27 protein-coding genes and 1 riboswitch are annotated in these 23,169 nt (G+C 49.4%); of the genes, 11 read left to right on the top strand and 16 right to left on the bottom strand.

Going from position 1 to position 23,169, the window contains the following annotated elements:
• The first annotated feature begins 139 nt into the window (after nt 1-139).
• From AC3IRK_RS02295 to AC3IRK_RS02275, 5 genes are all read left to right on the top strand, one after another.
• The gene (locus AC3IRK_RS02295) at nt 140-976 is read left to right on the top strand and encodes an undecaprenyl-diphosphate phosphatase (RefSeq protein WP_489170368.1); all 837 of its coding nucleotides are present in this window, start codon (nt 140-142) and stop codon (nt 974-976) included.
• Between the two features lie 108 nt (nt 977-1,084).
• Nucleotides 1,085-1,678: a LemA family protein gene (locus AC3IRK_RS02290; RefSeq protein WP_114597089.1), complete on the top strand. Its 594-nt coding sequence runs from the start codon at nt 1,085-1,087 to the stop codon at nt 1,676-1,678.
• Nucleotides 1,675-2,415: a TPM domain-containing protein gene (locus tag AC3IRK_RS02285; RefSeq protein WP_489170367.1), complete on the top strand. Its 741-nt coding sequence runs from the start codon at nt 1,675-1,677 to the stop codon at nt 2,413-2,415. The genes AC3IRK_RS02290 and AC3IRK_RS02285 overlap by 4 nt, the downstream gene beginning before the upstream one ends.
• Before the next feature lie 8 nt (nt 2,416-2,423).
• Nucleotides 2,424-2,696, top strand: a complete 273-nt coding sequence (locus AC3IRK_RS02280) for a DUF1294 domain-containing protein (RefSeq protein ID WP_489170366.1) — start codon at nt 2,424-2,426, stop codon at nt 2,694-2,696.
• A gap of 213 nt (nt 2,697-2,909) precedes the next feature.
• Nucleotides 2,910-3,872, top strand: coding sequence for an EAL domain-containing protein (locus AC3IRK_RS02275; RefSeq protein ID WP_131503407.1), 963 nt, complete (start codon nt 2,910-2,912; stop codon nt 3,870-3,872).
• 54 nt (nt 3,873-3,926) lie between these two features.
• On the opposite strand, the gene AC3IRK_RS02270 is transcribed toward AC3IRK_RS02275, so the two are convergent.
• Nucleotides 3,927-4,952, bottom strand: coding sequence for an iron-containing alcohol dehydrogenase family protein (locus AC3IRK_RS02270; RefSeq protein ID WP_131973309.1), 1,026 nt, complete (start codon nt 4,950-4,952; stop codon nt 3,927-3,929).
• Between the two features lie 138 nt (nt 4,953-5,090).
• Between AC3IRK_RS02270 and AC3IRK_RS02265 the strand changes: the two genes are divergently transcribed.
• Nucleotides 5,091-5,915: an aldo/keto reductase gene (locus AC3IRK_RS02265; protein WP_489170365.1), complete on the top strand. Its 825-nt coding sequence runs from the start codon at nt 5,091-5,093 to the stop codon at nt 5,913-5,915.
• 73 nt (nt 5,916-5,988) lie between these two features.
• Here AC3IRK_RS02265 and AC3IRK_RS02260 read toward each other — a convergent pair whose 3' ends face one another.
• The 3 genes from AC3IRK_RS02260 to AC3IRK_RS02250 form a co-directional block, all read right to left on the bottom strand.
• On the bottom strand, nt 5,989-6,744 hold the full coding sequence (locus AC3IRK_RS02260) for a general stress protein (protein ID WP_131503404.1): 756 nt from the start codon (nt 6,742-6,744) through the stop codon (nt 5,989-5,991).
• 123 nt (nt 6,745-6,867) lie between these two features.
• Entirely contained in the window at nt 6,868-7,185 is a 318-nt protein-coding gene (locus tag AC3IRK_RS02255) for a DMT family transporter (RefSeq protein WP_114597082.1), read from the bottom strand.
• Entirely contained in the window at nt 7,182-7,511 is a 330-nt protein-coding gene (locus AC3IRK_RS02250) for a DMT family transporter (protein WP_114597081.1), read from the bottom strand. The genes AC3IRK_RS02255 and AC3IRK_RS02250 overlap by 4 nt, the downstream gene beginning before the upstream one ends.
• Before the next feature lie 263 nt (nt 7,512-7,774).
• Between AC3IRK_RS02250 and AC3IRK_RS02245 the strand changes: the two genes are divergently transcribed.
• Nucleotides 7,775-8,326 carry a GNAT family N-acetyltransferase gene (locus AC3IRK_RS02245; protein WP_131503403.1) on the top strand — a complete coding sequence of 184 codons (552 nt, stop codon included), beginning with the start codon at nt 7,775-7,777 and terminating at the stop codon, nt 8,324-8,326.
• 179 nt (nt 8,327-8,505) lie between these two features.
• Nucleotides 8,506-11,058: an NlpC/P60 family protein gene (locus tag AC3IRK_RS02240; protein WP_489170364.1), complete on the top strand. Its 2,553-nt coding sequence runs from the start codon at nt 8,506-8,508 to the stop codon at nt 11,056-11,058.
• A 54-nt stretch (nt 11,059-11,112) separates the two neighbouring features.
• On the opposite strand, the gene AC3IRK_RS02235 is transcribed toward AC3IRK_RS02240, so the two are convergent.
• Nucleotides 11,113-11,406 (bottom strand): putative quinol monooxygenase, encoded by a 294-nt coding sequence (locus AC3IRK_RS02235; protein WP_026829347.1) that lies wholly within the window; start codon nt 11,404-11,406, stop codon nt 11,113-11,115.
• Between the two features lie 77 nt (nt 11,407-11,483).
• Here AC3IRK_RS02235 and AC3IRK_RS02230 point away from each other — a divergent pair, with 77 nt between their 5' ends.
• Together AC3IRK_RS02230 and msrA are read left to right on the top strand one after the other, a co-directional pair.
• Nucleotides 11,484-12,656: a M20 metallopeptidase family protein gene (locus tag AC3IRK_RS02230; protein WP_489170363.1), complete on the top strand. Its 1,173-nt coding sequence runs from the start codon at nt 11,484-11,486 to the stop codon at nt 12,654-12,656.
• Between the two features lie 71 nt (nt 12,657-12,727).
• Nucleotides 12,728-12,831, top strand: a riboswitch (SAM riboswitch).
• A 104-nt stretch (nt 12,832-12,935) separates the two neighbouring features.
• Nucleotides 12,936-13,466, top strand: a complete 531-nt coding sequence (msrA, locus tag AC3IRK_RS02225; protein WP_131503401.1) for a peptide-methionine (S)-S-oxide reductase MsrA — start codon at nt 12,936-12,938, stop codon at nt 13,464-13,466.
• 99 nt (nt 13,467-13,565) lie between these two features.
• On the opposite strand, the gene AC3IRK_RS02220 is transcribed toward msrA, so the two are convergent.
• The 3 genes from AC3IRK_RS02220 to AC3IRK_RS02210 all read right to left on the bottom strand — a co-directional run bounded on the left by AC3IRK_RS02220 (nt 13,566) and on the right by AC3IRK_RS02210 (nt 15,544).
• A complete protein-coding gene (locus tag AC3IRK_RS02220) occupies nt 13,566-14,045 on the bottom strand; it encodes a DMT family transporter (RefSeq protein ID WP_131973311.1) in 480 nt (159 codons plus the stop codon).
• A gap of 16 nt (nt 14,046-14,061) precedes the next feature.
• Nucleotides 14,062-14,490, bottom strand: coding sequence for a DMT family transporter (locus tag AC3IRK_RS02215; RefSeq protein ID WP_489170362.1), 429 nt, complete (start codon nt 14,488-14,490; stop codon nt 14,062-14,064).
• Between the two features lie 118 nt (nt 14,491-14,608).
• Nucleotides 14,609-15,544, bottom strand: coding sequence for an NAD(P)H-dependent flavin oxidoreductase (locus AC3IRK_RS02210; protein WP_489170361.1), 936 nt, complete (start codon nt 15,542-15,544; stop codon nt 14,609-14,611).
• An 82-nt stretch (nt 15,545-15,626) separates the two neighbouring features.
• Between AC3IRK_RS02210 and AC3IRK_RS02205 the strand changes: the two genes are divergently transcribed.
• Nucleotides 15,627-16,145: a gamma carbonic anhydrase family protein gene (locus AC3IRK_RS02205; RefSeq protein ID WP_489170360.1), complete on the top strand. Its 519-nt coding sequence runs from the start codon at nt 15,627-15,629 to the stop codon at nt 16,143-16,145.
• 51 nt (nt 16,146-16,196) lie between these two features.
• Here AC3IRK_RS02205 and paaX read toward each other — a convergent pair whose 3' ends face one another.
• The 8 genes from paaX to paaD all read right to left on the bottom strand — a co-directional run bounded on the left by paaX (nt 16,197) and on the right by paaD (nt 23,161).
• Nucleotides 16,197-17,081, bottom strand: a complete 885-nt coding sequence (gene paaX / locus AC3IRK_RS02200) for a phenylacetic acid degradation operon negative regulatory protein PaaX (RefSeq protein ID WP_026829354.1) — start codon at nt 17,079-17,081, stop codon at nt 16,197-16,199.
• 76 nt (nt 17,082-17,157) lie between these two features.
• Nucleotides 17,158-17,928: an enoyl-CoA hydratase-related protein gene (locus AC3IRK_RS02195; protein ID WP_131503396.1), complete on the bottom strand. Its 771-nt coding sequence runs from the start codon at nt 17,926-17,928 to the stop codon at nt 17,158-17,160.
• Nucleotides 17,925-19,133, bottom strand: a complete 1,209-nt coding sequence (locus AC3IRK_RS02190) for an acetyl-CoA C-acyltransferase (RefSeq protein ID WP_489170359.1) — start codon at nt 19,131-19,133, stop codon at nt 17,925-17,927. The genes AC3IRK_RS02195 and AC3IRK_RS02190 overlap by 4 nt, the downstream gene beginning before the upstream one ends.
• Complete coding sequence (locus AC3IRK_RS02185; protein ID WP_489170721.1) at nt 19,130-19,999, bottom strand: 3-hydroxyacyl-CoA dehydrogenase; 870 nt, start codon at nt 19,997-19,999, stop codon at nt 19,130-19,132. Before AC3IRK_RS02185 ends, AC3IRK_RS02190 begins: the two co-directional genes overlap by 4 nt.
• A gap of 54 nt (nt 20,000-20,053) precedes the next feature.
• Nucleotides 20,054-21,562 (bottom strand): aldehyde dehydrogenase family protein, encoded by a 1,509-nt coding sequence (locus tag AC3IRK_RS02180; protein WP_489170358.1) that lies wholly within the window; start codon nt 21,560-21,562, stop codon nt 20,054-20,056.
• A 14-nt stretch (nt 21,563-21,576) separates the two neighbouring features.
• Nucleotides 21,577-22,353, bottom strand: coding sequence for an enoyl-CoA hydratase/isomerase family protein (locus AC3IRK_RS02175; protein WP_131503393.1), 777 nt, complete (start codon nt 22,351-22,353; stop codon nt 21,577-21,579).
• Nucleotides 22,331-22,654, bottom strand: a complete 324-nt coding sequence (locus AC3IRK_RS02170) for an EthD family reductase (RefSeq protein ID WP_489170357.1) — start codon at nt 22,652-22,654, stop codon at nt 22,331-22,333. The genes AC3IRK_RS02175 and AC3IRK_RS02170 overlap by 23 nt, the downstream gene beginning before the upstream one ends.
• A gap of 15 nt (nt 22,655-22,669) precedes the next feature.
• Nucleotides 22,670-23,161 carry a 1,2-phenylacetyl-CoA epoxidase subunit PaaD gene (paaD, locus tag AC3IRK_RS02165; protein ID WP_489170356.1) on the bottom strand — a complete coding sequence of 164 codons (492 nt, stop codon included), beginning with the start codon at nt 23,159-23,161 and terminating at the stop codon, nt 22,670-22,672.
• Nucleotides 23,162-23,169 lie beyond the last annotated feature (8 nt).

Genomic DNA, 23,169 nt, shown 5'->3' with positions numbered 1-23,169 from the left:
TAAGAATAGCTTACTCCTTTATTTCTTTTTCAACAAGTCACATTTGTCTCAGACTTGCGCCCGATATTTTGATTAGTTCTATCTCAGAAGAATAAAACATGATATGTTTTTAAATAGAAAAATATAGAAGGAGAATAACATGACTATCATTGAATTACTTAAAGCACTTTTACTCGGTTTCGTCGAAGGAATGACGGAATTCGCCCCTGTCTCCTCGACAGGACATATGATCATCGTCGATGACATGTGGCTCCAAACAACAGATTTTCTAGGCAAGTACTCAGCGAATACCTTTAAAATCGTTATCCAGCTCGGCTCGATTTTAGCTGTCATCGTCGTCTTTTGGAAACGGTTGTTCAGTTTAATCGGTCTTTACAAAATTGAAGGTGAACACGATGCGTCGGGTACACACAAATTAAAGTTACGTCACGTCCTGATTGGTTTACTTCCGGCAGCCATTCTCGGTCTGTTGTTCGAAGACTTCATCGATGAAAACCTCTTCTCCATCGATACCGTCATCATCGGTCTTGCAGCCGGTGCCATCTTGATGATTGCGGCTGATAAATTCGGACCAAAAGAACCGAAAACAACGACGCTTGATCAGATTTCGTACCGCCAGGCAGCTCTTGTCGGCCTATTCCAGTGTATCTCGCTTTGGCCGGGCTTCTCACGGTCCGGTTCGACGATTTCCGGAGGGGTGTTCCTCGGGATGAATCACCGGACGGCAGCAGACTTTACGTTCATCATGGCTGTTCCGATCATGTTTGGTGCAAGTGCCTTGTCACTCGTTAAAAACTGGCAGTACATCGAAATGGCACACCTCAGCTTTTACATCGTCGGTTTCATCGCTTCGTTCGGTTTTGCGTTACTGTCGATTCGTTTCTTCCTGAAACTGATCAACAAAATTAAACTCGTTCCGTTTGCGATTTACCGCCTTGTCCTGGCAGCCATTCTTGCGGTCATCGTCTACATGTAATCCTCAAACTACCAGCGAAGCGTTGGTAGTTTTTCATTTTCATGAAACTAATTAAGAACGATTAGGGTATATATAGTTGAGATACAGAAAAAAGGAGTGGTCATCGTTATGGCTCGTAGAAATCGTGGAGGTTCCAAGTTACCTCTCATCATCGGGATTGCGGTCGTCGTCCTCATTGCATTTTTAGCAATCGGACAATACAACAGTCTCGTCAATGTGGAAGAAGATGTTTCAAATAAGTGGTCGCAAGTCGATAATCAAATCAAACGCCGGGCGGATTTAATTCCGAATCTCGTCGAAACCGTCAAAGGTGTCGCCGGTCAGGAACAAAAAGTGTATGGTGATATCGCTGAAGCACAAGCCGGCTTAGCACGTGCTGCTTCAACAGAACAACGGATTGAAGCCGATCAACAGGTCACCTCTTCGCTTCGTGGATTAATCGCGTTGCAAACGACATATCCGGACTTAAAATCAAGCGAACGGTTCCAATCGTTGATGGATACACTCGAAGGAACGGAAAATCGTCTGGGTATTGCCCGTAAAGATTATAATGATGCTGTGACAGTCTATAACAAAAAACGTCGCAGTTTCCCAACTTCGCTTTATGCTTCGGCATTTGGTTTCGAGAAAAAACCATATTATGAAATCTCCGAAAGTGACCGTGAAAATCCGACGGTCGACTTCAATAGTGACTCGAAATGATTTGGCGACGAACGCGACTGCTTTTTACCGCGTTCCTCGTCTTCTTCCTTCTGACTCCGACTGCCGAAGCCGTGTCAGAACGCACGGGCGCAGTATTCTTCATCCAGGATGATGCACAGCTGCTGACCGCGTCGGAAGAAGCGGAACTCGCTCGTCTCGGGCAAGAACTCGAACAATATACAACGGCACAGGTCGTGCTCAAGACTGTGCCGGATTTAAAAGGACAAGATCTAAGCACGTATGCCAATGAAACGTTCCGGGCTCAAGGTATTGGACAGGCTGGAAAAGATAACGGAATTCTCGTTGTCGTGGCCCCAAACGAAAAAGACCGGAACTTCCGGATCGAAGTCGGCTATAAGCTCGAAGGCATTCTGACCGACATCACAGCGGGACGCATCCTCGACAAGTACGCTGTTCCCTATCGTGATCAAGGCGAGTATGGTAAAGCGGCGTCCGAAACATATAAAGCGGTCGTCAGTGTCGTTTCGAAAGAACAGTCGCTTGAATCGCAGGATCCGGTTAAGAAAAGTGCGGACGACGGTTTGAGTACATGGGCAAAAGTCCTGATTGGCGCAGGTCTCGTTCTCTTGTTATTCCTCGATATGAAGTTCACCGGCGGGATGTTCTTTTTTGCCATCATCAACATCTTTTCCGCTATCATGCGTGGTGGTGGAGGCGGTGGCGGTGGCAGCCGGGGCGGCGGCGGAAGTTCCGGCGGCGGCGGCGCGGAAAGGTAAGGACTGCTATGACTATTTTTTCAGGTATCGTTGTATTTTACGGGATCATGTCCATCATTGGATTCGTTTCGATGTGGCGGGATAAACGTAAAGCGCAGCAACACGAATGGCGGACGCCGGAAGCCACCTTGTTGACAATTGCTTTTTTAGGCGGCGCTCTCGGGACGCTTTTGGCAATGCAACTCGTCCGGCATAAAACACGGACCGCCAAATTCCAACTCTTTGTACCGTTAGCAATTTTACTGCATGCTACGCTTTGGATTTTGTGGATTCGATCGTAATCCTTTAAATTATGTACCGATTAACCGATAAAAAAGACAGGATGGTTCATCAAAAGATGAACTGTACCTATCTTTTTTTTTACTTTGGTCAATTGAAGGACAAATAGTTGATATCAGGTTTATTTATAGATTATCTTCGGGTAAAGACTTTAACTAATTTAATAAATACATCTTTTACAGACGTATTTTACCAAGAGAGGTGGACACCCATTCATGTGGCATCCTTGCGCCGAATGTACAACAACAATCCGTTTTATCGAGGCCGGTTCTTTACATATTCAATCGCCTGCGCCAGAAGTATTTTCTTACAGTTCATTTGAGCAGTTGGAACAAATCCTTAGCTCTACGTTACAGATTGGGGATTTTCCGGTTTCCTGCCGGGCGAACGGATCACGTCTCGTGACACCTGTACTTGCAGCTTCTGTTTTGCTCGAACAGTTGAAGAGCCGACAAGCCATTGATTTCATTCAAAACGGCATCATGACGAGTCATCTGCAACCAATCTTCAACATTCAAGACAACTCACTTTTTGCGAATGAAGCGTTGCTTCGGGCCGCTGACCAAACGATTCCGATGTCCCCGGGTCTGCTCTTTTCGACCGCTTCCAAAATGGGGCTTCATTCCCGACTCGATCAACGGGCGCGTGAAGAAGCGATTCGGGCAACACATCTGGTCGGTGGAACGCAAAAAACCTTTATTAACTTCCTCCCTTCGACCATCTACAATCCGGAGTACTGCCTGCGTCATACGTTCGAAATCGTCGAACGGTATAACGTGGATCCAAGCCGGCTCGTGTTCGAAGTCGTCGAGACGGAAAAAATCGAAGACGTCAATCACTTGAAACATGTCTTCGAACAATATAAAAAACAAGGCATCCAAGTAGCACTCGATGATGTCGGTGCCGGCTTCTCGACGCTTGATATGTTGTCGTTACTCCAACCGGATTATGTCAAAATTGATCGTGCCTTCATCTCAAACTGTGACACTGTAACAGAAAATGAAGCCTTTTTACGAAAAGCGCGTCATTTAACAAAAGAGATGGGGATTCAGATTCTTGCGGAAGGCATCGAACGTCAGGAAGAACTCGATCTCTGCCGCGAACTTGGATTTGATCTCGGACAAGGTTATCTGCTCGGCCGTCCCGCACCGTACTCAGAACTGGCAAAAGCACAGTAATCGTAAAGCCCCTCTCCTCCGCTTCGAGGAGAGGGGCTTTATCTTATATTTCCATCAAGATATGAGTACTGCTTCCCGGTCATTTTTCATTAAGGCCGAAAGAACGGTCGCCTTCGACCAATCCGTCGCAATCAGTTGACAGAGCGGTTCCTGACCAATTCGTTGCGCCAAGTCGGCTCGCTCCGCTTCCGTCAATCCTAGATTTGTACTCGTCGTCGGTTGTTTGTTTTCAATCAAATACTGTCGCAACTCTGTATAGGACACTGTTTCACCTAACAATAACTCCTGAATCAACAAGCCGTAACCGACTTTACTTCCGTGTAAAATCCGGTTCGTCGACGGGAATGGAGATAACGCATTATGAACACCGTGACCAATCGCCCCACGTGTTGCTTCGTCACCGAATCCACCGACACTTCCGGCAAGCGGAATGACCGTCTCCACCAGATGTTGAATCGGGGACGAATACTCCTGAAATTGTTTTGGACTGATCGGTGTCTGCAAAATTAATCGTTTACAGTGTTCTGCCATCCGTAAGGCCGATTCGACGACAGGATGGTCAGAAGTCGATCCGCTCAGCGCCCGGGCTTCGTACCATTTCGCTAATGTATCGACCAGTCCGGCAACAAAATAATCATATGGACTGGCTGCTAAAATCCGATGGTCGAGCAATAATGCTTCAATGACGACAGGAATCGTGTCAAAACGAAGGTACCGACCCCGTTCATCATACATGACACTAAGGGGTGTCCACGGGGCACAGTTCGAGACGATCGTCGGAATGACAATCAACGGGCAATTTCGTTTGACGGCCACTTGTTTGGCCGTATCAATGACGGACCCGCCGCCAAGAGCGATGATCATTTCGTACGTGGCACATTGTTCTGTAAGCTCTATTACCTGCTGATCTGTACAATGTCCGGAAAACAGCAGCTTCGGCAATTCCGGCAAATACTGTTCGGACGATTTTAATGCCTGTTCACCGTGAATCAGCACCGCTTTTCTCCCCCGTAACAGTTCTGAAAGCCGATCGACGGCTTGTTCTTCGTGTATGTATTGTAAAACGGCTTGACGAATCATCCTGATCCCTCCCATTATTTGTTAACGCTCAGTATACGGATTTCCTTGTGCCAATTCAACCCTTCCTTTGATTCGATTTTCGAAAGTGAAAAGCGTAAACTGGGTAAGACAGGATTATTATCTTAAGGGGGAATTCAAATGGAATTCGTTACGTTGAACAATGGGCTGGTCATGCCGCAACTCGGATACGGTGTGTTTAAAGTCCCGGAACAGGAAGTGTATGAAGCGGTGCGGGAAGCTTTACGGGTCGGCTACCGTTCCATTGATACGGCAATGATTTATGAAAACGAGACCGGTGTCGGTCGCGCCTTAAAGGATTCGGGGATTCCACGGGAAGATATCTTTTTGACGACAAAGGTTTGGAATAAGGATCAAGGTTATGAACGGACACTGGCCGCGTTTGAAACCAGTCTTCAAAAGCTCGGGGTTGATTACGTTGATTTATACTTGATTCATTGGCCGATGCCGGACGAGGATTTGTATATGGATACGTGGCGTGCTTTAGAACAGCTGTATCGAGATGGCAAAACAAAAGCAATCGGAGTATCGAATTTCCACATTCCGCATTTAACACGGGTATTGGAAGAAGGAACCGTCGTCCCTGCCGTCAATCAAATCGAACTGCATCCGTTCTTAAGTCAGGAAGCGATTCGCGCATTTTGCCAAAAGAACGGGATTGTCGTCGAAGCCTGGAGCCCGTTGATGAAGGGACGCGATGCCTTAACAGACCCGGTCATCACAGACATCGCGGCACGTCACGGTAAGACACCTGCTCAAGTCGTTCTCCGTTGGCATCTTCAGCATGACATCATCGCGATCCCGAAATCCGTCACACCAAGCCGGATTCAGGAAAACTTGGACATCTTTGATTTTGTGTTATCACCGGATGACATGCGACAAATCGATCAGCTCAATCGGAATGAGCGGACCGGCTCGAATCCGGACGACATGCATAAAAAATAAGACGAGGCTTACATCAACGTAAACATCGCCCCATACAAAAAGGCTGACATGAGCGTCAGCCTTTTTGTATGCATTAACGGTCCAAATCATTTCCGTGATCTTGTTTTGCTAAATCATCGGAATGATCCGCCGAACGGTTCGGACGGTGGATGTCGTCTTTTTTCCCGTCCTGCTGTTCTTCGTGACGTACTTTTTGTTCTTCCCACTCCGGACGCTTAAAATCATCGTCCCGGCGCATCGCGATATCCGGTTTACGATCTTCTTTTAACTTGGCATGATGAATGGCTTCTTCGTCTTGCGGCATCTTATCCGTACCCGCACGGTGCAAATCAATCTCCGCGTGTTCTTCTTTTGAGTCTTTATCGACATCAAGCGGATTTCCCGATCCGAGTTGGGCATTTGAATTGGCATCGTCCGATGTATGCGTTTCTTCGTAACTGCCGTAACGTACTTTGACGTCAGGATGTGTATTGTCCGTGTTTAAGTGGGGATCGAACTGAATGTCCTGAACTTCCAGTAACAGAACGAATCCACCGCCTTCGACTTCCGTCTTATGGACCTCGACTTGATCCGCCGGTAAATCGAGTGAACCAAACAGATCATTTACTTCCTGATCACGTCCCTGATTCCCGCGAATCCGGTCAATCCACGACGGTTTCGTCGTCGCGATTTCCGCGTCCATCTGACTGCGGACCAGTTGAAGATTCGATTTTTCTTTAACGATGATATAAAAATCTTCTTCGCGATGACCTTGCTGATGCAACTCATCCATTTTTGAAATCAGTTCTTCTTCTTTATAAAACGTTCCGATATACTGTTTCGTTTTCATACCAATCCATCCCCTTATGCACGAATTTAATGACGTACTTGTCTTATAAGGAGTATTTCCTTTTTTCAGCTAAAATATGCCACCCAGTCGGCTCAAACAGGAAAAGTAATCTAAATGATATGTTTATTCTCCGACCAGCTTCAAACCGATCGTCGCACTGAGAATTAAACCGATACAAACAATCCGTTTCCAATCCTTCGCTTCGTTGTAAAAAATCATGCTGAGAATCGTACCACCTGCTGCTCCAATTCCGGTCCACACCGCATAGGCCGTCCCCATCGGCAGCTCATTCATCGCCAAAGTGAGGAATAAAAAACTGAGACCAAAACCAGCGAACATCAACAACAGATTTTTGGTGTTTTTTTGCTGATTAAACGTATTGATCAGGACGACACCTAACATTTCAAATAGTCCTGCCAGAATCAAATAGAACCAACTCATTGTTGTTCCCCCTCCCCACTGACTAATTTCAAACCAATCACGCCCACTAACAGGACTGCAATCAACATCAACTTGATGATGGATGCCGACTGACCGAATAAGACGATATCCGTTACGACCGTACCCGCTGTTCCGAGTCCGACGAACACCGCATAGACCGTTCCGACCGGCAGATGATTACTGACCTTGATTAACACCGTGAAGCTGACGATGATGCTGACAATCGTCGCTCCCCACTCGAGTGGGGTCGCTGCGTGTTTTAATCCGATGACCCAACCGACTTCAAAAAAGGATGCCAGGATGATGCTTAACCAATATTTTGCCATGTTGTTTCCTCCTCTGTTTCGAATCAAACAAAAAAGCCCGGGAGCAAGCGCCTAAACGCTTTACTCCCGGGCTTTTATCCCTCCGTTGCATAAGGTTCCCCTTATGTTCCTCCCTTGGTCCAGCCGAACGGAACCCTAGAGGATTACTATTCTGTTCATTCGATACCCCGACTTTAGCACGCCCGATTTTGCCTGTCAAACAGGAAAATCCGGCTGAACAGCCAATATCTTATAAAGAGTCAACTATAGAGGAGGAGTCCATCATGCGCTACAAAATCAATGAGCAACTACGGATCCGTCGTTTTACTCCAGAAGATTTAGAAGCTGTCCATGCCTATGCCTCAAAACCCATCGTCAGTCAGTATCAATCGTGGGGACCCAACTCCGAAAGTGACAGCAAACAATTTATTCATGACGCACTTGAAAGCGAACTTGAGAATCCGCGCCGCCGGTATGTCTTCGCCGTCACCTTCCCGGATGATCGTGTGATTGGAGCCGGTGAACTGGTGATCACCGATACCGAACACAAAACGGCGGAGATCGGTTACATTCTGTCGCCGGATGAATGGGGAAACGGCTATGCGACATCCGTTGCCGCATTTTTACTCGAATTCGGATTCGAGAAACTGGAGTTACACCGGATTACAGCAACATGTGATCCGCGAAACGTCGCTTCAGAACGTGTCCTCCAGAAAGTCGGGATGACGAAAGAAGGTCAACTCCGCGAAACGGTTTATCTCGAAGACCATTGGCGCGATTCCCTCATTTACGGCATGCTCGATTGGGAGTGGCAGGTCGACCATGAAGACGATTAAAAATAAATCAGACCGGTGCCTCTTATCCAGGAGGGGCCGGTTTTTCATTTCCTTGTGTAGCATTTGGTTGATGATTGACTTTTTTTGATATCTTTTTACACCTTTAAAAATGAACATGGTAAACTTATTTTTAACTGGAGTAAAAATTAATTTTCTAGAGAAATGGAGTTTTACATACGATGCCTCTTTCAAAAAAATGGTTCACGACACTTGCTGCTTCCGTCATGCTGTTCAGTTCATTCCCGATCAGTACCTTGGCAGAAGGAGACATTTCGCAAACGGTCGTCGACGAGAAAACGGAACTTGCAACCGGTAAACTGTTTACCCAAACCGATACCCCCGTCTTCGAAACACCGGAAAGTACAGAAGCAGTCGCTACCCTTTCTGCCACAACTGAAGTCGAGACGTTCGGGACAGAAGGTCTGTTTACACGCATCCTGCTCGATGGCGTCTATCGTTTCGTGAAGACAGATCAATTAGCGGATACCCCTATATATCCAAGAATCGACAGCCGGTATACGAATAAGGTCACAGTTCTTTATACAGCAGCAGATTCTTCAACGGCGACAGCACAAACATTTGATCAAAATAAGCAGCTTGATACATACGGTCAGGTCGGTCTCTTCACCCGGATTAAACAGGATACTGGCTATCTGTTCGTCCTGACAGCGGATTTAAGTACGATCCCTGTGTACTCGATGACCGGTGAACGGTTCGTTCAGGAAAAAACGTCGGTTTATCCAACAGCCGATGCAGTTGGAACACCTCTCACCACGTTGAAACAAAACGATTCCATCAAGACGTTCGGGACGTCAGGAACTTTTACCCGGATTGAGTGGAACGGTACATATGCTTTTGTCTTAACGGCTCACCTCGGAACGAAACCGGTCGTCTCGTATGAAGCAACCGGCAAAAAGTACAGTCAACAACTTGCCAACGTCTACCCAACCGCTGCGGCGACCGGGAAACTGCTTGGGACATTGGCACAAAATCAATTAGTCGACATCTACGGTGTATCCGGTGCTTATACACGAGTCCGCTTAAACGGTGTCTATGGATTTGTCCTGACGGCTCAGTTAGGAGATTTGGAGTTTTTTGCACAAACAGCCCGTTTGTATGTCCAGTCTCCTACTCCAATCCGCCAAGCACCCAACGCATCGAGTCCCGTCTTAAAAGAACACCAGACGAATACCCTGCTGACGGTCTACGGGACGAGCGGTGCGTACAGCCGGATCTTATTCCGCGGACAATATGCGTACGTTTTGACAAATACGCTCGCTCCATTAAAAGTCTATGCCAAAACAAATCGTTTATACGTTCAGACACCGACAGCAATCCGTTCTGCTCCCAATGTATCCAGTCCCGTCTTAAAGCAGCATCAGACGAATACCCTGCTGACGGTTTATGGAACGAGCGGTGCATACAGCCGGATCTTATTCCGCGGACAATATGCGTACGTCTTAACAAATACGCTTGCCCCAACAAAAGTCTTCGTTAAAACAGGACTTCGTTATGCGAACAAAAACACATCGATCTTTAAAGATACGACAGCCAAAAATGTTCTTCGCTCTATAAAACGGGCGGAATCCATCGATATTTACGGCACAAGCGGCGTGTATACACGCGTCAAAGTCGGGTCAGTGTACGGCTACGTCAAGACAACGGATCTTGTGACGAAAAAACCGGATTTGTATGATGTCACCGGAACACGTTACGTCCTCGAAGATAAATTAGTCGTTCATCCGAAAGCCAGTCTGACAGGGAAAATCGGTACACTGAAGAAAAATACCCTGCTGTCGATTTACGGCACAAGCGGCTATTACACCCGCGTCAAGATCGGTACGACGTTTGGTTTTGTCGACTCGAGCAAACTCGGCTTAAACAAACCGGTCGCGCGTCCGAAAGTCGGAACGGTCTTTTATGTCCATTTTGATCAGACCCCACTCTTTTCAGCCGATGTCGCGTATAGCCGCCCTGCCGGTTATTTAAGCAAAGGCACGAAACTGATTGGTCTAAAGGCGATTGACGATGACTTTTGGAAGGTTCGCCTACCGAACGGAACGACCGGTTACGTCATCAATCCATACATCGGGACGACGAAACCGGATATGCGTTACGCCCAACAAGCAATCAACCGTCAAAAAATCTATACAGTCAAAACAACAACGTCTTATTTTGCAACACCCGTCAGTCCGAAAAGTGCCGGATTGATTGAACAGGGAAAACGCGTCTATCCCCGGTATCGGGTCGGCAATTTTTATGTCATTCAGTCCGGCTGGTCACCTGTTTATCTGCCGGTCAGCGCTGTCACCGTCAAGACGGATGCACGGATCGCACAGAAGAATACATCGCGCGGGGAAAAGTTAATCCAAGCAGCCGCGAAACACTTGGGAACGCCGTATACGTGGGGTTCTCAAACGGCAGCCAACGGCGGTTTTGATTGTTCGGGACTGATTCACTACGCAACGAACGAAGCCGGAAAGTACGGCGGCCGGACGAACGTCAGTGGTTACTGGTACGGGGCTTTCTTTACGAACCGGCGGACGACAATCAGTAGCGGGAAACGATCGGATATCGTCTTTTTCGAAAATACGTATACGGATGGACCATCGCATATCGGCATCATGCTCGACAATGAATATTTCATTCATGCGGGTGGCTCACAGCTGCAAATCAACTCGATCTATGAACCGCGTTGGCGGGAACACTTTCTTGGCTTCAAATCGATGTAACACAAAAAGAGGCGTATGGACCCTTCCGGATCCATACGCCCTTCTTTCATTGATTTAGAATGTCATCTCGACATACTTTGTCACTTGACGATCCTCAAGATACAACTCAATTTGTTCGCGGTATGCTTTATAGTGGTCCGATGCAATATGAGCCTCAAGTGCTGCTTCGTCTTGGTAGACTTCATAGAGCATGAACTGATGTTCATTTTCAATCGATTGATGTAACGTATAACGTAGGCAGCCCGGCTCGTTTTGCGCTGCTTTGTAGACTGTACTTAGAATCGGAAAGACTTGATCAGCTAATCCTGCTTTGACTGTAAGAACGGCATTGACAATGATTTCACCCATATGTTGATTCCTCCTCTAATTGATTACTTCTATCTGTACCCGTTTTTACTCAAGACATACCGAAAAGGATGATTTCGATGCAAGAAAATTTATTCACCTACTTAACTGAGTATGAATTAGAGATGATTCGTTTACGCCGTGACTTTCACCGCCATCCGGAATTATCGTTCCAGGAAGTCCGGACGCCTGCTAAAATTGCTGCGTTTTATGATGCACTCGGTATTCCTTACCGTGCAAACGTCGGTGGCAGCGGAATCGTCGCGACACTGACCGGCACCCGTCCCGGAAAAACAATTGCGGTCCGGGCCGATTTTGATGCGTTACCGCTCCAGGAAGAAACGGAATTATCGTTCCGCTCAATCCGTCCCGGTGTCATGCATGCTTGCGGACACGACGGACACACGGCGATTGTCCTTGGACTCGCCGCTGCTTTTCAAGCCATCCGGGATGAATTAACAGGTACTGTCGTCTTTATCCACCAACACGGTGAAGAAGTATTTCCGGGTGGTGCGATTCAAATGATTGAGGACGGCTGTCTCGACGGTGTCGATGCGATTTTCGGCACACACCTCGAAAATGATCTTCCGGTCGGAACGATCGGTTATCACAGCGGGCATACATTATGTGCGATCGATGAATTTGAAATCGTTGTTCATGGTCAAGGCGGTCATGCCCAAGCGCCACACCGGACGCAGGACGCACTTGTCGCCGGTGCACAGCTTGTCTGTAATCTTCAGCACCTCGTCAGCCGGCGCGTTGATCCGTTTGAGCCGGCCATCGTTGCAATCGGTTCATTTCATGCCGGAACCGCACCGAACATCGTCACCGGCGAAGCCCGGATTGTCGGAGAAATCCGGACGTTCAACGAACAACTCCGGCATCAGTTGCGCCAACAGGTGGATCTCGTCGCACGGACGACCTGCACCGGAATCGGCGCTGATTATTCCATTGATTTCACGACAGGTTACCCGTCCCTTTGGAATCATCCGGATGAAACGAAGCTCGTCCGGGAAGCGGCCGGTTTTTTGCCGGAAACACAGGTCCGTGAAATGAAACCGATGATGGCAGCCGATGATTTTGCCTATTACCTGGAACAGGTTCCGGGCAGTTATTTCTTTACCGGCTCCGCGAAAACAGATGGACGCACGATTTATCCGCAACACCATCCGAAGTACGAAATCGATGAGCGGGCTTTACTGATCGGGGCGAAAACGTTAGGGGCGACAGTTCTTCGTGCCCTGCAAACATAAGAATTGACTTTCCACTTTTATGAATGGTATTATCATCCCAATGATAACGAACTTACATCAACTTCATATAACACTTATCAAGAGTGGACCGAGAGATCTGGATCGATGACGTCCCAGCAACCTGCGCACAGCAAGGTGCTACGACCAGCAAAGCGAAAGCTTTGGTTGATAAAAAGCGGCGACTCCTTTTGCAACCAAGCAAAGGAGTCGTTTTCGTTTTCTCGCTGTCAGAAATGAGAGCATTACGGCTCAAGAGGCCAGGAGAAAGGGAGAGATGACATGGAAAAAGCAACATTTGCAGGAGGATGTTTCTGGTGCATGGTGACACCATTTGAGGAATTACCGGGGATTCACAGTATCGTGTCCGGTTATACAGGAGGACACGTCGACAATCCGACATATGAGCAGGTCAAAACCGGAACGACCGGACATTCCGAAGTCGTCGAGATTACATTTGACCCGGCACTGTTCTCATACGAACGGTTACTCGAACTGTATTGGCCGCAAACGGATCCGACCGATGCCGGCGGACAATTCCAGGACCGTGGTACACAGTATGCCCCGGCGATTTTTTACCATACGGAAGAACAACGCCTTGCAGCGATTGCGTCACGTGATGCGCTGGCTGCAACAAACCGTTTCAAACAACCGATCGTTACACGGATCGAACCGGCAGCTGCTTTCTATCCGGCGGAAGAATACCATCAGGACTTCCATAAAAAAAATCCGGCCCACTACAAAAAAGACCGGAAAGCCTCCGGCCGTGATGCCTTTATCGACGTCGCCTGGAAAGAAGAAGTATCCGTCTGATTTAAACGAAGCGTCTTTTAAAAGAGATCACCCTTTCACGCACTTTACTGTAAAAGTCGCGTGAAAGCCGTGATCTCTTTTGAGTGGTTGACGATGTTTTTAAGAAATCGCTTTGATTTCATCTGTTTGATTTGACTCGTCCACGACCTGATACCGTTTTAAGACGAAAATGCCGCTCAGCATGACGACTAAACCAATGATCTGCCCAAACGATAAATCGACTTTTGGTAAACCAAACCAGCCAAAAACGTCGACACACAACGCAAAACTGAGTTGCGAAATCAGGACGACGGAAATCGCGATGGACGGACCGAGCAGTTGAATACCCCGCATGACACAAAATACGACACCGACACCGACGAAACCGCCAAATAGATAAAGCGGTTCGACCTCCGTAAGCGCTGCGACCTCCCCGCCCCGAAAGAAAACCAAGGCAAGCAACGAACCAATCAGACCGACCAAAAAGACTAACGTCGTCGTCGCCCAGGCACCAAAGACATGACTCATCCGTGCGTTCAAAACAGTTTGTAAACTGATCATCATCCCTGCGACGATGGCACAAAACATGCCTAATCCCATTTCTATCTCCTCCTACTCAGGTAAATGAAAAGATCAGGACGCCGGTCAACATCAAACCGACTCCGATCCACTGCCCTTTGTTACTGCTTTTTTTAATGACTCCGAACCAGCCGTTCAAATCAATTACAAAGGCACACAGAATCTGTGCGATGAGCAACAGCGACATTGCCCATGTCATGCCGAGTAATTGAATTGACGTCAGTTCCGTAACGACGACTAAAACACCGAGCAATCCGCCGCTCGCATAAATAAGCGGTAACGTGCGAAAACCGCCGATTTTACGATCCCGAACAAAGCCGTAAATCAATAAACATCCGATCAGACCAACGAAATGGACGATGGTTACGGATAACCATGGACCAACCGCGTCACCGAGCCGGGCATTAAAGATGCCTTGTAAGGCAATAAACAATCCACTGAATAAGGCAAACACGATTCCTTGCATCTTCATCCTCCTTTTTCTCTAGTTACGAGTAGACCCTATTCTGTCATCTTTTTAAAGGACAAATGTCCTGAAACACAAAAAAAGCCGACCTGATCGGTCAGCTGCGCTTATATTCACGTTACTGGAATGCCCGGTATGTCCGTTCGATTCGTCCGAAAGCATCATCCATCATCCGGTTAAAGAGTTCCGCAACGGTCGGAACATCATCAATCAAACCGGAAACGAGACCGGCATTGACGTATCCTGCCGTCTCGTCGCCTTCGAGTGCCCCTTTGATATGAAACGATTCGTTCGTCTGTTCTTGAAAGGCAGCGAGTGATGTCGGCTGCAACGCATCGACATACGGTCCGTTCAATACCCGCCGGACTTGTCCGACTTCTCGGCCGATGATTCGTGTCCCGAGATCATCCGCCTGCACGAGGTGTCTTTTATAGTGCTCATGGACACGGGATTCCTGTGTCGCAATCAACCGGGTTCCGAGCTGTACGCCTTCTGCTCCGAGCATCCAGGCTGCTGCAAGACCACGTCCGTCGCCGATGCCGCCCGCGGCAAGGACAGGAAGCGTGACATGATCCGTGATTTGCGGAATCAGGGTCATCGTCGTCAACTCGAGCGGTGAATTGATTCCCGCCGCCTCGACCCCTTCCGCTACCAGTATGTCCACTCCGGACTGCTCGGCTTTAATTGCCTGTTTGACGGAAGCAACGACACCAATCGTCCGGATTCCCGCCTCCCGTAACTTCGATAAAAAAGGAGCCGGATTACCGGCTGACAAGGACACGACCGAAATCCGTTCCTCGATCGCTAACTCAATCAACTGTTCGGTATAAGGTGAGACCCGGATGGCGATATTCAAGGCAAACGGACGCGACGTCAAGCTTCGTGTCGCGTCAATCAATTGTTTGACCTCGACAGGCGTCATCGTTCCGCATCCAATCGTTCCGAGACCTCCGGCATTCGAGACCGCCGCCGTCAGTTCGGCATGGCTGATGTTCCCCATACCCCCTTGAATGATCGGCACATCAATCTGTAATGTGGTACATAGACGAGACATGGTCTCCCTCCGTTTCCGTTGTTAAGAATGGTATACTAAGTAAGACTGAATTTTAATTCATTTTTAGAAAAGAGGCGTCCTTATGAATATTCCGTACCGCTATGTTTCACCAAAGCTAGCAACACATGTGTTTGTCGCCCCCGGTGCTTTTTTGATTGGTAACGTGACCGTCGGCGAAGAATCGACGATTTGGTTCAATGCCGTCCTGCGCGGCGATGAAGGACCGATTACGATCGGCAAACGTTGCAGTATCCAGGACAATGCGACCATCCATCTCTACGAGGGTGCACCGGTCATCGTCGAAGATGAAGTGACGGTCGGTCACAATGCCATCTTGCACGGTTGTAAAATCGGTCGGCGCTCGATTGTCGGTATGGGGGCCACTGTTCTCGATCATGCTGAAATCGGTGAAGAATGTATCATCGGTGCCAACACCTTAATCCCATCCGGCAAAAAATTCCCGCCTCGTTCGCTCATCATCGGATCACCGGGCAAGGTCGTGCGGGAACTCACGGCAGCAGACCTTGAGATGATTCAGGAATCCATCGATTCGTATGTCGATAAAGGATACGCCTTCCGCAAACAGCTTGCTGAAAATTGATTGTCGGCACGAAAACGCTCATCTCGCTTCTTCGGGATGAGCGTTTTCGTTTTATCGTTCCGCGAACAACGGATGTTCCGATGCATCATAATCAGCACTTTTTTGCGTCACATCATGCGTTTCACGGAAGATCGATTCAAAAAACCGGCTCGCCGGTTCCGCGAGTAACCGGTAGTATTGTTCAAACAGCAAAGCGGCATGATGACCGCTCCACTCATCCGGCAACAACTCTTGCGGCAGACCGGGATCGGTAAACAAAAACTTCCGGTATTCATGGACAAGTGTCGTCCGTTCGACAAAACACTGCTCCTCGTCCATCTCGCCAAGCTGAATCCGGCTTTGATGGACGATATAACGCCGGCTGTATTCCGCAATGAACCGTTCATACCGTTCTTGCAACTCATCCAGTGGGAAAGCGCGTTCGACCAGCGATTGATCCGGTTGCGGTCCATGATATTCGCCGACGAAAAAATCGACGTACTCGGTGATACCGTAGGCGTCAATCAACCGCTCCGCTTCTTTTTCGAGCGGGTTCGGTGAAATCCAGACCCCGTTCGATAAATTCCCGAAACCGCTCCAGGACAACTCTTTTCGTAATTCATCCCGAATTTGCCGTTTGTCCTCCGGAATCGTGTACATCAAGGTCCGCCATTTCCCGTCCCAGACATGAGGCGTCGATTTGTATATCCGTCGCGCGGCTTCTTCCATCCGCTCAACACCGCGCGGGGTCAACGAATAAAAACTTTTTGTCCCTTGTTTTTGTGACGTCAACCAGCCTTGTTTGACCATCCGGGAAACGGCAACCCGGACCGCCTGTTCATTATGACCGAATTCTTTCAATAGGCGGATCAGACTGCCGACCCAGATTTGATTGCCGTAATGGCGGATGTAATCTCCGTATACCGTAAAAATCATCGATTGGGTATTCGCACTCATGTCATTCACTCTCTCTTTAATATAACGTTTTTTTGTGTACCGTTAGTATACGTGTTATTTCAGAGGACGACCATCCTCATTTTCCTTGAAACTGCGGCGTCCGTTTTTCGGCGAAGGCGCGTAACGCTTCCAGCCGGTCTTCCGTCGGGATGACCGCTTCGTAAGCGGATGTTTCAATTTTCAAGCCCTCCGAGAGAGATTGATCGAGTCCTTGGTCAATCGCCTGTTTAGCCTGTCGGATGGCAACCGGTCCGTTTTGTAACATCTCATCCGCAAACGAAAGACAAACTGCCATCAATTCTTCCCCTGTTGCGACGACACGCGAGACGATCCCGTACTGTTCAGCGGTCTGTGCATCAATTTTCCTGGCTGTGAAAATCAGTTCTTTCGCCCGGGTCTCTCCAATCAACCGCGGCAACCGTTGTGTCCCGCCGGCACCGGGAATGATGCCGAAACTGGTTTCTGTCAATCCGACCAATGCCCCTTCGACGATGATCCGGAAATCACAGGCGAGCATCCATTCGAAACCGCCGCCGAGTGCATGACCGTTGACCGCAGCAATCGTCGGTTGCGGCAGATGGGCGATATCTGTGAAGACGTCACGAATGGCTTCGACGTTTCGCCGGACTTCCGTTTCGTTTAACGTCACCCGTTCCTTCAAGTCAGCACCGGCGCTGAACGCCTTCCCTGTTCCGGTAAAGATGACAACCCGGATGGTCGGATCGTGACGAACGGTCGTGACCAGCTGTTGCAGCTCAACCAGCGTCGGATAATCAAAGCAGTTCATCCGTTCCGGCCGGTCAATCCGAATGATGACGACGTAGTCGCGTCGTTCCAAATGAATCATGTGAGTCCCTCCCGTTCCACGACGAGGGCAATGCCTTGTCCGACCCCGACACACATCGTCGCCAGACCATATGTCTGATTCGTGCGGCACATCTCGTGGATTAACGTCGTTAAAATCCGTGCTCCGCTTGCACCGAGCGGATGACCAAAGGCAATGGCTCCTCCGTTGACGTTGACTTTTTCCGGCGGTAATCCGAGTTCTTGCATACAGGCGACGCTTTGTGCGGCAAACGCTTCGTTGAGTTCAATCAAATCCAGCTGGTCGACCGTCAGTCCCGCCCGGTCCAGCGCTTTCCGTGTCGCATCGACCGGTCCGATTCCCATGACAGCCGGTTCGACGCCGGCGACACCACTGGCCCGGTAATAGGCGAGCGGCGTCAGTCCGAGACGTTCCGCCGTTTCTTCACTCATGAGCAATAAGGCAGCTGCCCCGTCGTTGATACCGGAAGCATTCCCTGCCGTGACGGTGCCATTCGGAAACAGGCTTTTGAGCGTTCCGAGCTTTTCACGGCTCGTGTCGGGACGTGGATGTTCATCCGTGTCCACTTCGACGATCTGTCCTTTGCGTGTCGTATACTGCACCGGAACAAGTTCTGTTTGAAAACGATGTGTTTCCATCGCCTGTTTCGCCCGTTGCTGACTTAAAAAGGCAAAATCATCCTGCGCTTCCCGTGAAATCCCGTACCGGGTTGCGACGTGTTCCGCCGTCTCCGGCATCGAGTCGGTTCCGTATTGGGCTTGCAGTTTTTCATTGACGAAGCGCCAGCCGATCGTCGTATCGTACATCATCGGATTACCACGGGCGAAACCCGTTTCCGGTTTTCCCATGACGAGTGGAGCCCGGGTCATACTTTCCGTTCCACCGGCAATATAGATTTCCCCTTCGTTCATCGCGATCGCCCGGGCTGCGGCGATGACGGCATCGAGTCCGGAACCGCACAACCGGTTGACGGTCGTTCCGGCTACTTCAACCGGCAAACCTGCGAGCAAGCCGGACATCCGGGCGACATTCCGGTTGTCTTCCCCTGCCTGATTGGCATTTCCGAAAATCACTTCTTCGATTTGAACCGGATCCACCCCCGGATTGCGATTGATGAGTGCTTGAATGACACAGGCCCCTAAATCATCCGGCCGGACGTCTTTGAGTGCTCCGTTATAGCGGCCGATTGGTGTACGGACAGCATCTATGATGGCGACACGCCTCATCGGCTCTTCACCCCGCTGTCCGAATAATCGTAGACGCCGCGCCCGGTTTTTCGTCCGAGACGTCCTGCTTTGACGTACTGTTCGAGGAGTGGTGCCGGACGGTATTTTTCGCCTAACTTTTCGTGGAGATACCGTAGATTGTTTAAGCGGGTGTCGAGTCCGACGAGATCCCCGAGTTCGAACGGTCCCATCGGATAGTTCAGTCCGAGCTTAATTGCTTTATCAATCTCTTCCGGTGTGCCGAGTCCTTCCTGCAACATATAAAATGCTTCATTGCCGACGAGGGCACTGATGCGTGATGTGACGAATCCGGGAAACTCCCGGATGACGACTGTCTCTTTCCCCATTTGTTGCGCAACGGTTTCGCAGATTATGACCGTTTCATCCGATGTTTCCAGCCCGCGAGCGAGTTCGACGAGCGGCATCCGGTGCACCGGATTAAAGAAATGCATCGCCATGACCCGTTCCGGACGTTTCGTAAACGAAGCAATCTCGGTCGGACTCATCGTCGACGTATTCGTCGCAAAAACACAATCGGCCGGTGCAAAGCGGTCAAGTTTCTCAAACACGGTCCGCTTAATATCAAGCCGTTCCGGAACGGCTTCAATGACAAGATTTGCGTCTCTGACAGACTCCTTTAAATCCGTTGCATAACTTAAGTGTTGAAACAGTTGCCCGACTTCTTCCGTCGTCATTTTTCCGCGGACGATGGCTTTATCGGCAATCTGTTCCAATTCCTGTTGTGCGGATGTCAGCAAGTGTTGCTCGACATCGACCAATGTCACGTCAAATCCGCTGGCTGCTGCCACGTATGCAATCCCTCTGCCCATCACACCTGACCCTACGACCACCATCTGTTGAACCATCATCTGATTTCCCCCTTTAAAAAGCGTGCGGACGAACGTCCGCACGCTTGGTTTTTACAGTCCGAACGGATTAAGTGGACGACTGCCGTAATACGACAGGATACTTTTCGTTTCCGTATATAAATCAAGTGTCTCGATGCAGAGTTCGCGTCCGAAACCAGATTGTTTGTAGCCGCCGAACGGTGTGCCCGGGAAGGCCGAGAACGGACAGTTGATCATGACGATACCGGCTTTGATCTGATTCGCAATCCGCGTCGCGCGTGCTCCATCTTTTGTCCAAATTGCCGACCCAAGTCCGAACTCTGTGTCGTTTGCCAGACGAACGGCTTCTTTTTCATCCTTGAACTTCATCACGACGACGACCGGTCCAAAGATTTCTTCCTGGACAACTTTCATCTCATGTGTGACATCGGCAATGATTGTCGGTGCATACCAGAAACCTTCTTCAAAACCAGCCACTTTCTCAATTTGACCTCCAGTCAAGATCGTAGCTCCGTCCGCTTTTGCCGACTGGACATAACCGTCGATGACATCAAGCTGTTGTTGATCGATGATTGCCCCGACATGTGTCCCTTTATCAAACGGATTACCGAGCACCAGTTGTTTTGTTTTGGCGACGAATTGTTCCATGAACGTATCGTAAATGTCTTCATGGACATACAGGCGCGACCGTGCTTCGCACGACTGCCCGCTGTTGTAGAAGATGCCAAACAGTGACCCGTCGACGGCTGCCGTGATGTCAGCATCCTCAAACACGAGGTTCGGTGATTTACCGCCGAGCTCCAACGTGACGCGTTTTAAGCTTTCCGACGCCCGGCCCATGATATCTTTTCCAACCGGTGTCGAACCGGTAAAGGCGACTTTATCGACATTCGGGTGTTCCACCAAGTGGTTGCCGATTTCGCGACCCGACCCCGGAATGACGTTGACGACACCTGCCGGTACACCGGCTTCGAGACAAATCTCGCCGAGGATGATAGCTGTCAACGGTGTCAGCGTCGCCGGTTTGACGACAACCGAACAGCCGACCGCAATCGCCGGTGCGACTTTCCAGGCCGCCATCATCAATGGATAGTTCCATGGAATGATTTGGGCACAGACACCGACCGGTTCTTTTTCCGTGTAGTTATGGAATTGCCCCGGCACGTTATTGACGGCACCACGGTGACCGACGATGGCTCCGGCATAAAATTCAAAGTCTTCAATCGCTTGCGTGATTTGCCCTTGCGCTGCCGCGAGGGATTTTCCGGTATCGAGAATCTCAAGTTCCACCAGTTCGTTGAAACGTGAACGCATGATACCGGCAATTTTGTTCAGGACTTGCGACCGGCGAACAACCGGCCACATTTTCCATTTTCCGTGATCGAAGGCTTCCCGTGCCGCCTGTACCGCACGATTGGCATCTTCTTTTGAAGCTTTTGCGACTTCGGCGATGACTTCGCCGGTTGCCGGATTATAGGTCTTGAAGGTCTCCCCTGATGTCCCTTCGACTTGCTCGCCGTTGATGACCAGATGATAGACGGAACGTTTCATCTCGATTGTTTTTTCATGTACCGTTGACATAGCTCCCACTCCCCTTAGTTTCCTTTGAATGTCGGTTGACGTTTGTCAAGAAAGGCTTGCATCCCTTCCGTCTGATCATTCGTCCCGAATAGTAAGTAGAAATTTCTTCTTTCATGATCCATGCCGTCTTGCAACGACAGGTCGCCTGCCTTATCGACTGCATCTTTGATCAGTCGCACGGACATCACCGGTTGTGCCGCAATCCGTTCGGCAACGGCCAAAACACTTGCTTCGAGTTGATCCGCTTCCACAATCCGGTTGATGATTCCAAGACATTCTGCTTCCGATGCCAGCATCCGGTCTCCCGTCCATAACCATTCAAGGGCCCGGGTCCGGCCGATCCGTTTCGTCAGGCGTTGCGTCCCGCCGGCGCCCGGCATGACACCGAGTCCGACTTCCGGGAAACCGAACTGGGTCTCCGGTGTCGCATAAATCAAATCACAGGCCAGTGCCAGTTCAAACCCGCCGCCGAGCACAAATCCATGAACCGCAGCAATCAGCGGCTTATGTAACCGGCTGATCCGGTCCCAATCGGCAAACGGATCGAGTAATTCCATCGAAATCGGCGTTGCGTCGACCATCTCCTCGATATCGGCTCCGGCTGAAAAGGATTTTCCTTCCCCGTTCAGGACAATGACTGTAATCGCTTCGTCCTGATCAAACTGTTCCATCGCTTCGACGATTTCCCGGATCATCGTCCGGTTCAAGGCATTGTAACGTTCCGGGCGATTCAGTCGAATCCGGCCGATTCGCCCCTCGATACTTGTCTTAACGTACTGTGGCGTCAGCATGGACTTCTTCACCAATCATCAGCGTCACAAGATTTCCCGCAAAGCCCATCAAATCTTTACCGGACGCTTTTCCTTCAAGCGAACGCATGCCGGCTTTCATCGTTTCATGGTTTTCGTAGACCATTTCGCACATCAGATAATATTTACCGTCTCCGCCCATTGGTGAACCGACGATCTTCGTGACCGTCATCTGCTGCAGACCGGGAATCTTGGCCGTCAGTGGACCGTGGACATTGAAATAATGCTCGTCAAACTGTTCCTTGTTCTCCGGATGTGTATAAAGCGCGATTAGTTTTACCATAATGATTACCTTCCTTCACATGAGAGTAGAGACGGGTTTCATCGCCTCGAATGGATTTTTGCATGATTTACAATATAAAATACTCCGGCAAGCCGTCGGACCAAACAGATTTTCAATCGAGACGAACGTCGATCCGCAGTACGGGCAGTCGATTTCCCACTTTCCGTCGACGACCCGCGGCGGGGCAATTCCAAAGGACTTCAGACCGGTAATTCCTTGTTCTGTAATCCGGTCCGAGGTCCACGGCGGATCAAACAGGAAAACGACATCGACCGTATTGACCTGGGGCACTTGTAACAAAGCGGATTCGGTGTTCTTTTGGATGATATCAAGCGCCGGACATCCTAAAAATGTCGGGAGAAGCGTAATCCGGATATCGTATCCGAACGGGGTCTCCGTCCATTCCGTCGCTTCGACCATTCCGAGATCGAGAATACTTACCGCATCGATTTCCGGATCTTTAACTGTATCCAGGGCTTCCCGGATGTCCTGTTCTAGTGTCACCATCTGCCGTT

Source organism: Exiguobacterium sp. GL_137 (genome assembly GCF_057834585.1).
The sequence above is the reverse complement of the archived record's forward strand: the minus strand, read 5'-3'. Positions and strand labels throughout refer to the sequence as shown.

Excerpts from the sequence above, each read along its gene's own strand:
- AC3IRK_RS02195 (WP_131503396.1), bottom strand. The coding sequence starts at position 17,928 with ATGATTCATTTGGAACGACGCGACTACGTCGTCATCATTCGGATTGAC.
- AC3IRK_RS02250 (WP_114597081.1), bottom strand. The coding sequence starts at position 7,511 with ATGGCAAAATATTGGTTAAGCATCATCCTGGCATCCTTTTTTGAAGTC.
- AC3IRK_RS02220 (WP_131973311.1), bottom strand. The coding sequence starts at position 14,045 with ATGGGATTAGGCATGTTTTGTGCCATCGTCGCAGGGATGATGATCAGT.
- AC3IRK_RS02240 (WP_489170364.1), top strand. The coding sequence starts at position 8,506 with ATGCCTCTTTCAAAAAAATGGTTCACGACACTTGCTGCTTCCGTCATG.
- AC3IRK_RS02215 (WP_489170362.1), bottom strand. The coding sequence starts at position 14,490 with ATGCAAGGAATCGTGTTTGCCTTATTCAGTGGATTGTTTATTGCCTTA.
- AC3IRK_RS02280 (WP_489170366.1), top strand. The coding sequence starts at position 2,424 with ATGACTATTTTTTCAGGTATCGTTGTATTTTACGGGATCATGTCCATC.
- AC3IRK_RS02175 (WP_131503393.1), bottom strand. The coding sequence starts at position 22,353 with ATGCTGACGCCACAGTACGTTAAGACAAGTATCGAGGGGCGAATCGGC.
- paaD (WP_489170356.1), bottom strand. The coding sequence starts at position 23,161 with ATGGTGACACTAGAACAGGACATCCGGGAAGCCCTGGATACAGTTAAA.
- AC3IRK_RS02170 (WP_489170357.1), bottom strand. The coding sequence starts at position 22,654 with ATGGTAAAACTAATCGCGCTTTATACACATCCGGAGAACAAGGAACAG.
- AC3IRK_RS02210 (WP_489170361.1), bottom strand. The coding sequence starts at position 15,544 with ATGTCTCGTCTATGTACCACATTACAGATTGATGTGCCGATCATTCAA.
- paaX (WP_026829354.1), bottom strand. The coding sequence starts at position 17,081 with ATGAGTGCGAATACCCAATCGATGATTTTTACGGTATACGGAGATTAC.
- AC3IRK_RS02290 (WP_114597089.1), top strand. The coding sequence starts at position 1,085 with ATGGCTCGTAGAAATCGTGGAGGTTCCAAGTTACCTCTCATCATCGGG.
- AC3IRK_RS02235 (WP_026829347.1), bottom strand. The coding sequence starts at position 11,406 with ATGGGTGAAATCATTGTCAATGCCGTTCTTACAGTCAAAGCAGGATTA.
- msrA (WP_131503401.1), top strand. The coding sequence starts at position 12,936 with ATGGAAAAAGCAACATTTGCAGGAGGATGTTTCTGGTGCATGGTGACA.
- AC3IRK_RS02190 (WP_489170359.1), bottom strand. The coding sequence starts at position 19,133 with ATGAGGCGTGTCGCCATCATAGATGCTGTCCGTACACCAATCGGCCGC.
- AC3IRK_RS02260 (WP_131503404.1), bottom strand. The coding sequence starts at position 6,744 with ATGAAAACGAAACAGTATATCGGAACGTTTTATAAAGAAGAAGAACTG.
- AC3IRK_RS02255 (WP_114597082.1), bottom strand. The coding sequence starts at position 7,185 with ATGAGTTGGTTCTATTTGATTCTGGCAGGACTATTTGAAATGTTAGGT.
- AC3IRK_RS02205 (WP_489170360.1), top strand. The coding sequence starts at position 15,627 with ATGAATATTCCGTACCGCTATGTTTCACCAAAGCTAGCAACACATGTG.
- AC3IRK_RS02265 (WP_489170365.1), top strand. The coding sequence starts at position 5,091 with ATGGAATTCGTTACGTTGAACAATGGGCTGGTCATGCCGCAACTCGGA.
- AC3IRK_RS02285 (WP_489170367.1), top strand. The coding sequence starts at position 1,675 with ATGATTTGGCGACGAACGCGACTGCTTTTTACCGCGTTCCTCGTCTTC.
- AC3IRK_RS02180 (WP_489170358.1), bottom strand. The coding sequence starts at position 21,562 with ATGTCAACGGTACATGAAAAAACAATCGAGATGAAACGTTCCGTCTAT.
- AC3IRK_RS02270 (WP_131973309.1), bottom strand. The coding sequence starts at position 4,952 with ATGATTCGTCAAGCCGTTTTACAATACATACACGAAGAACAAGCCGTC.
- AC3IRK_RS02275 (WP_131503407.1), top strand. The coding sequence starts at position 2,910 with ATGTGGCATCCTTGCGCCGAATGTACAACAACAATCCGTTTTATCGAG.
- AC3IRK_RS02185 (WP_489170721.1), bottom strand. The coding sequence starts at position 19,999 with ATGGTTCAACAGATGGTGGTCGTAGGGTCAGGTGTGATGGGCAGAGGG.
- AC3IRK_RS02295 (WP_489170368.1), top strand. The coding sequence starts at position 140 with ATGACTATCATTGAATTACTTAAAGCACTTTTACTCGGTTTCGTCGAA.
- AC3IRK_RS02230 (WP_489170363.1), top strand. The coding sequence starts at position 11,484 with ATGCAAGAAAATTTATTCACCTACTTAACTGAGTATGAATTAGAGATG.
- AC3IRK_RS02245 (WP_131503403.1), top strand. The coding sequence starts at position 7,775 with ATGCGCTACAAAATCAATGAGCAACTACGGATCCGTCGTTTTACTCCA.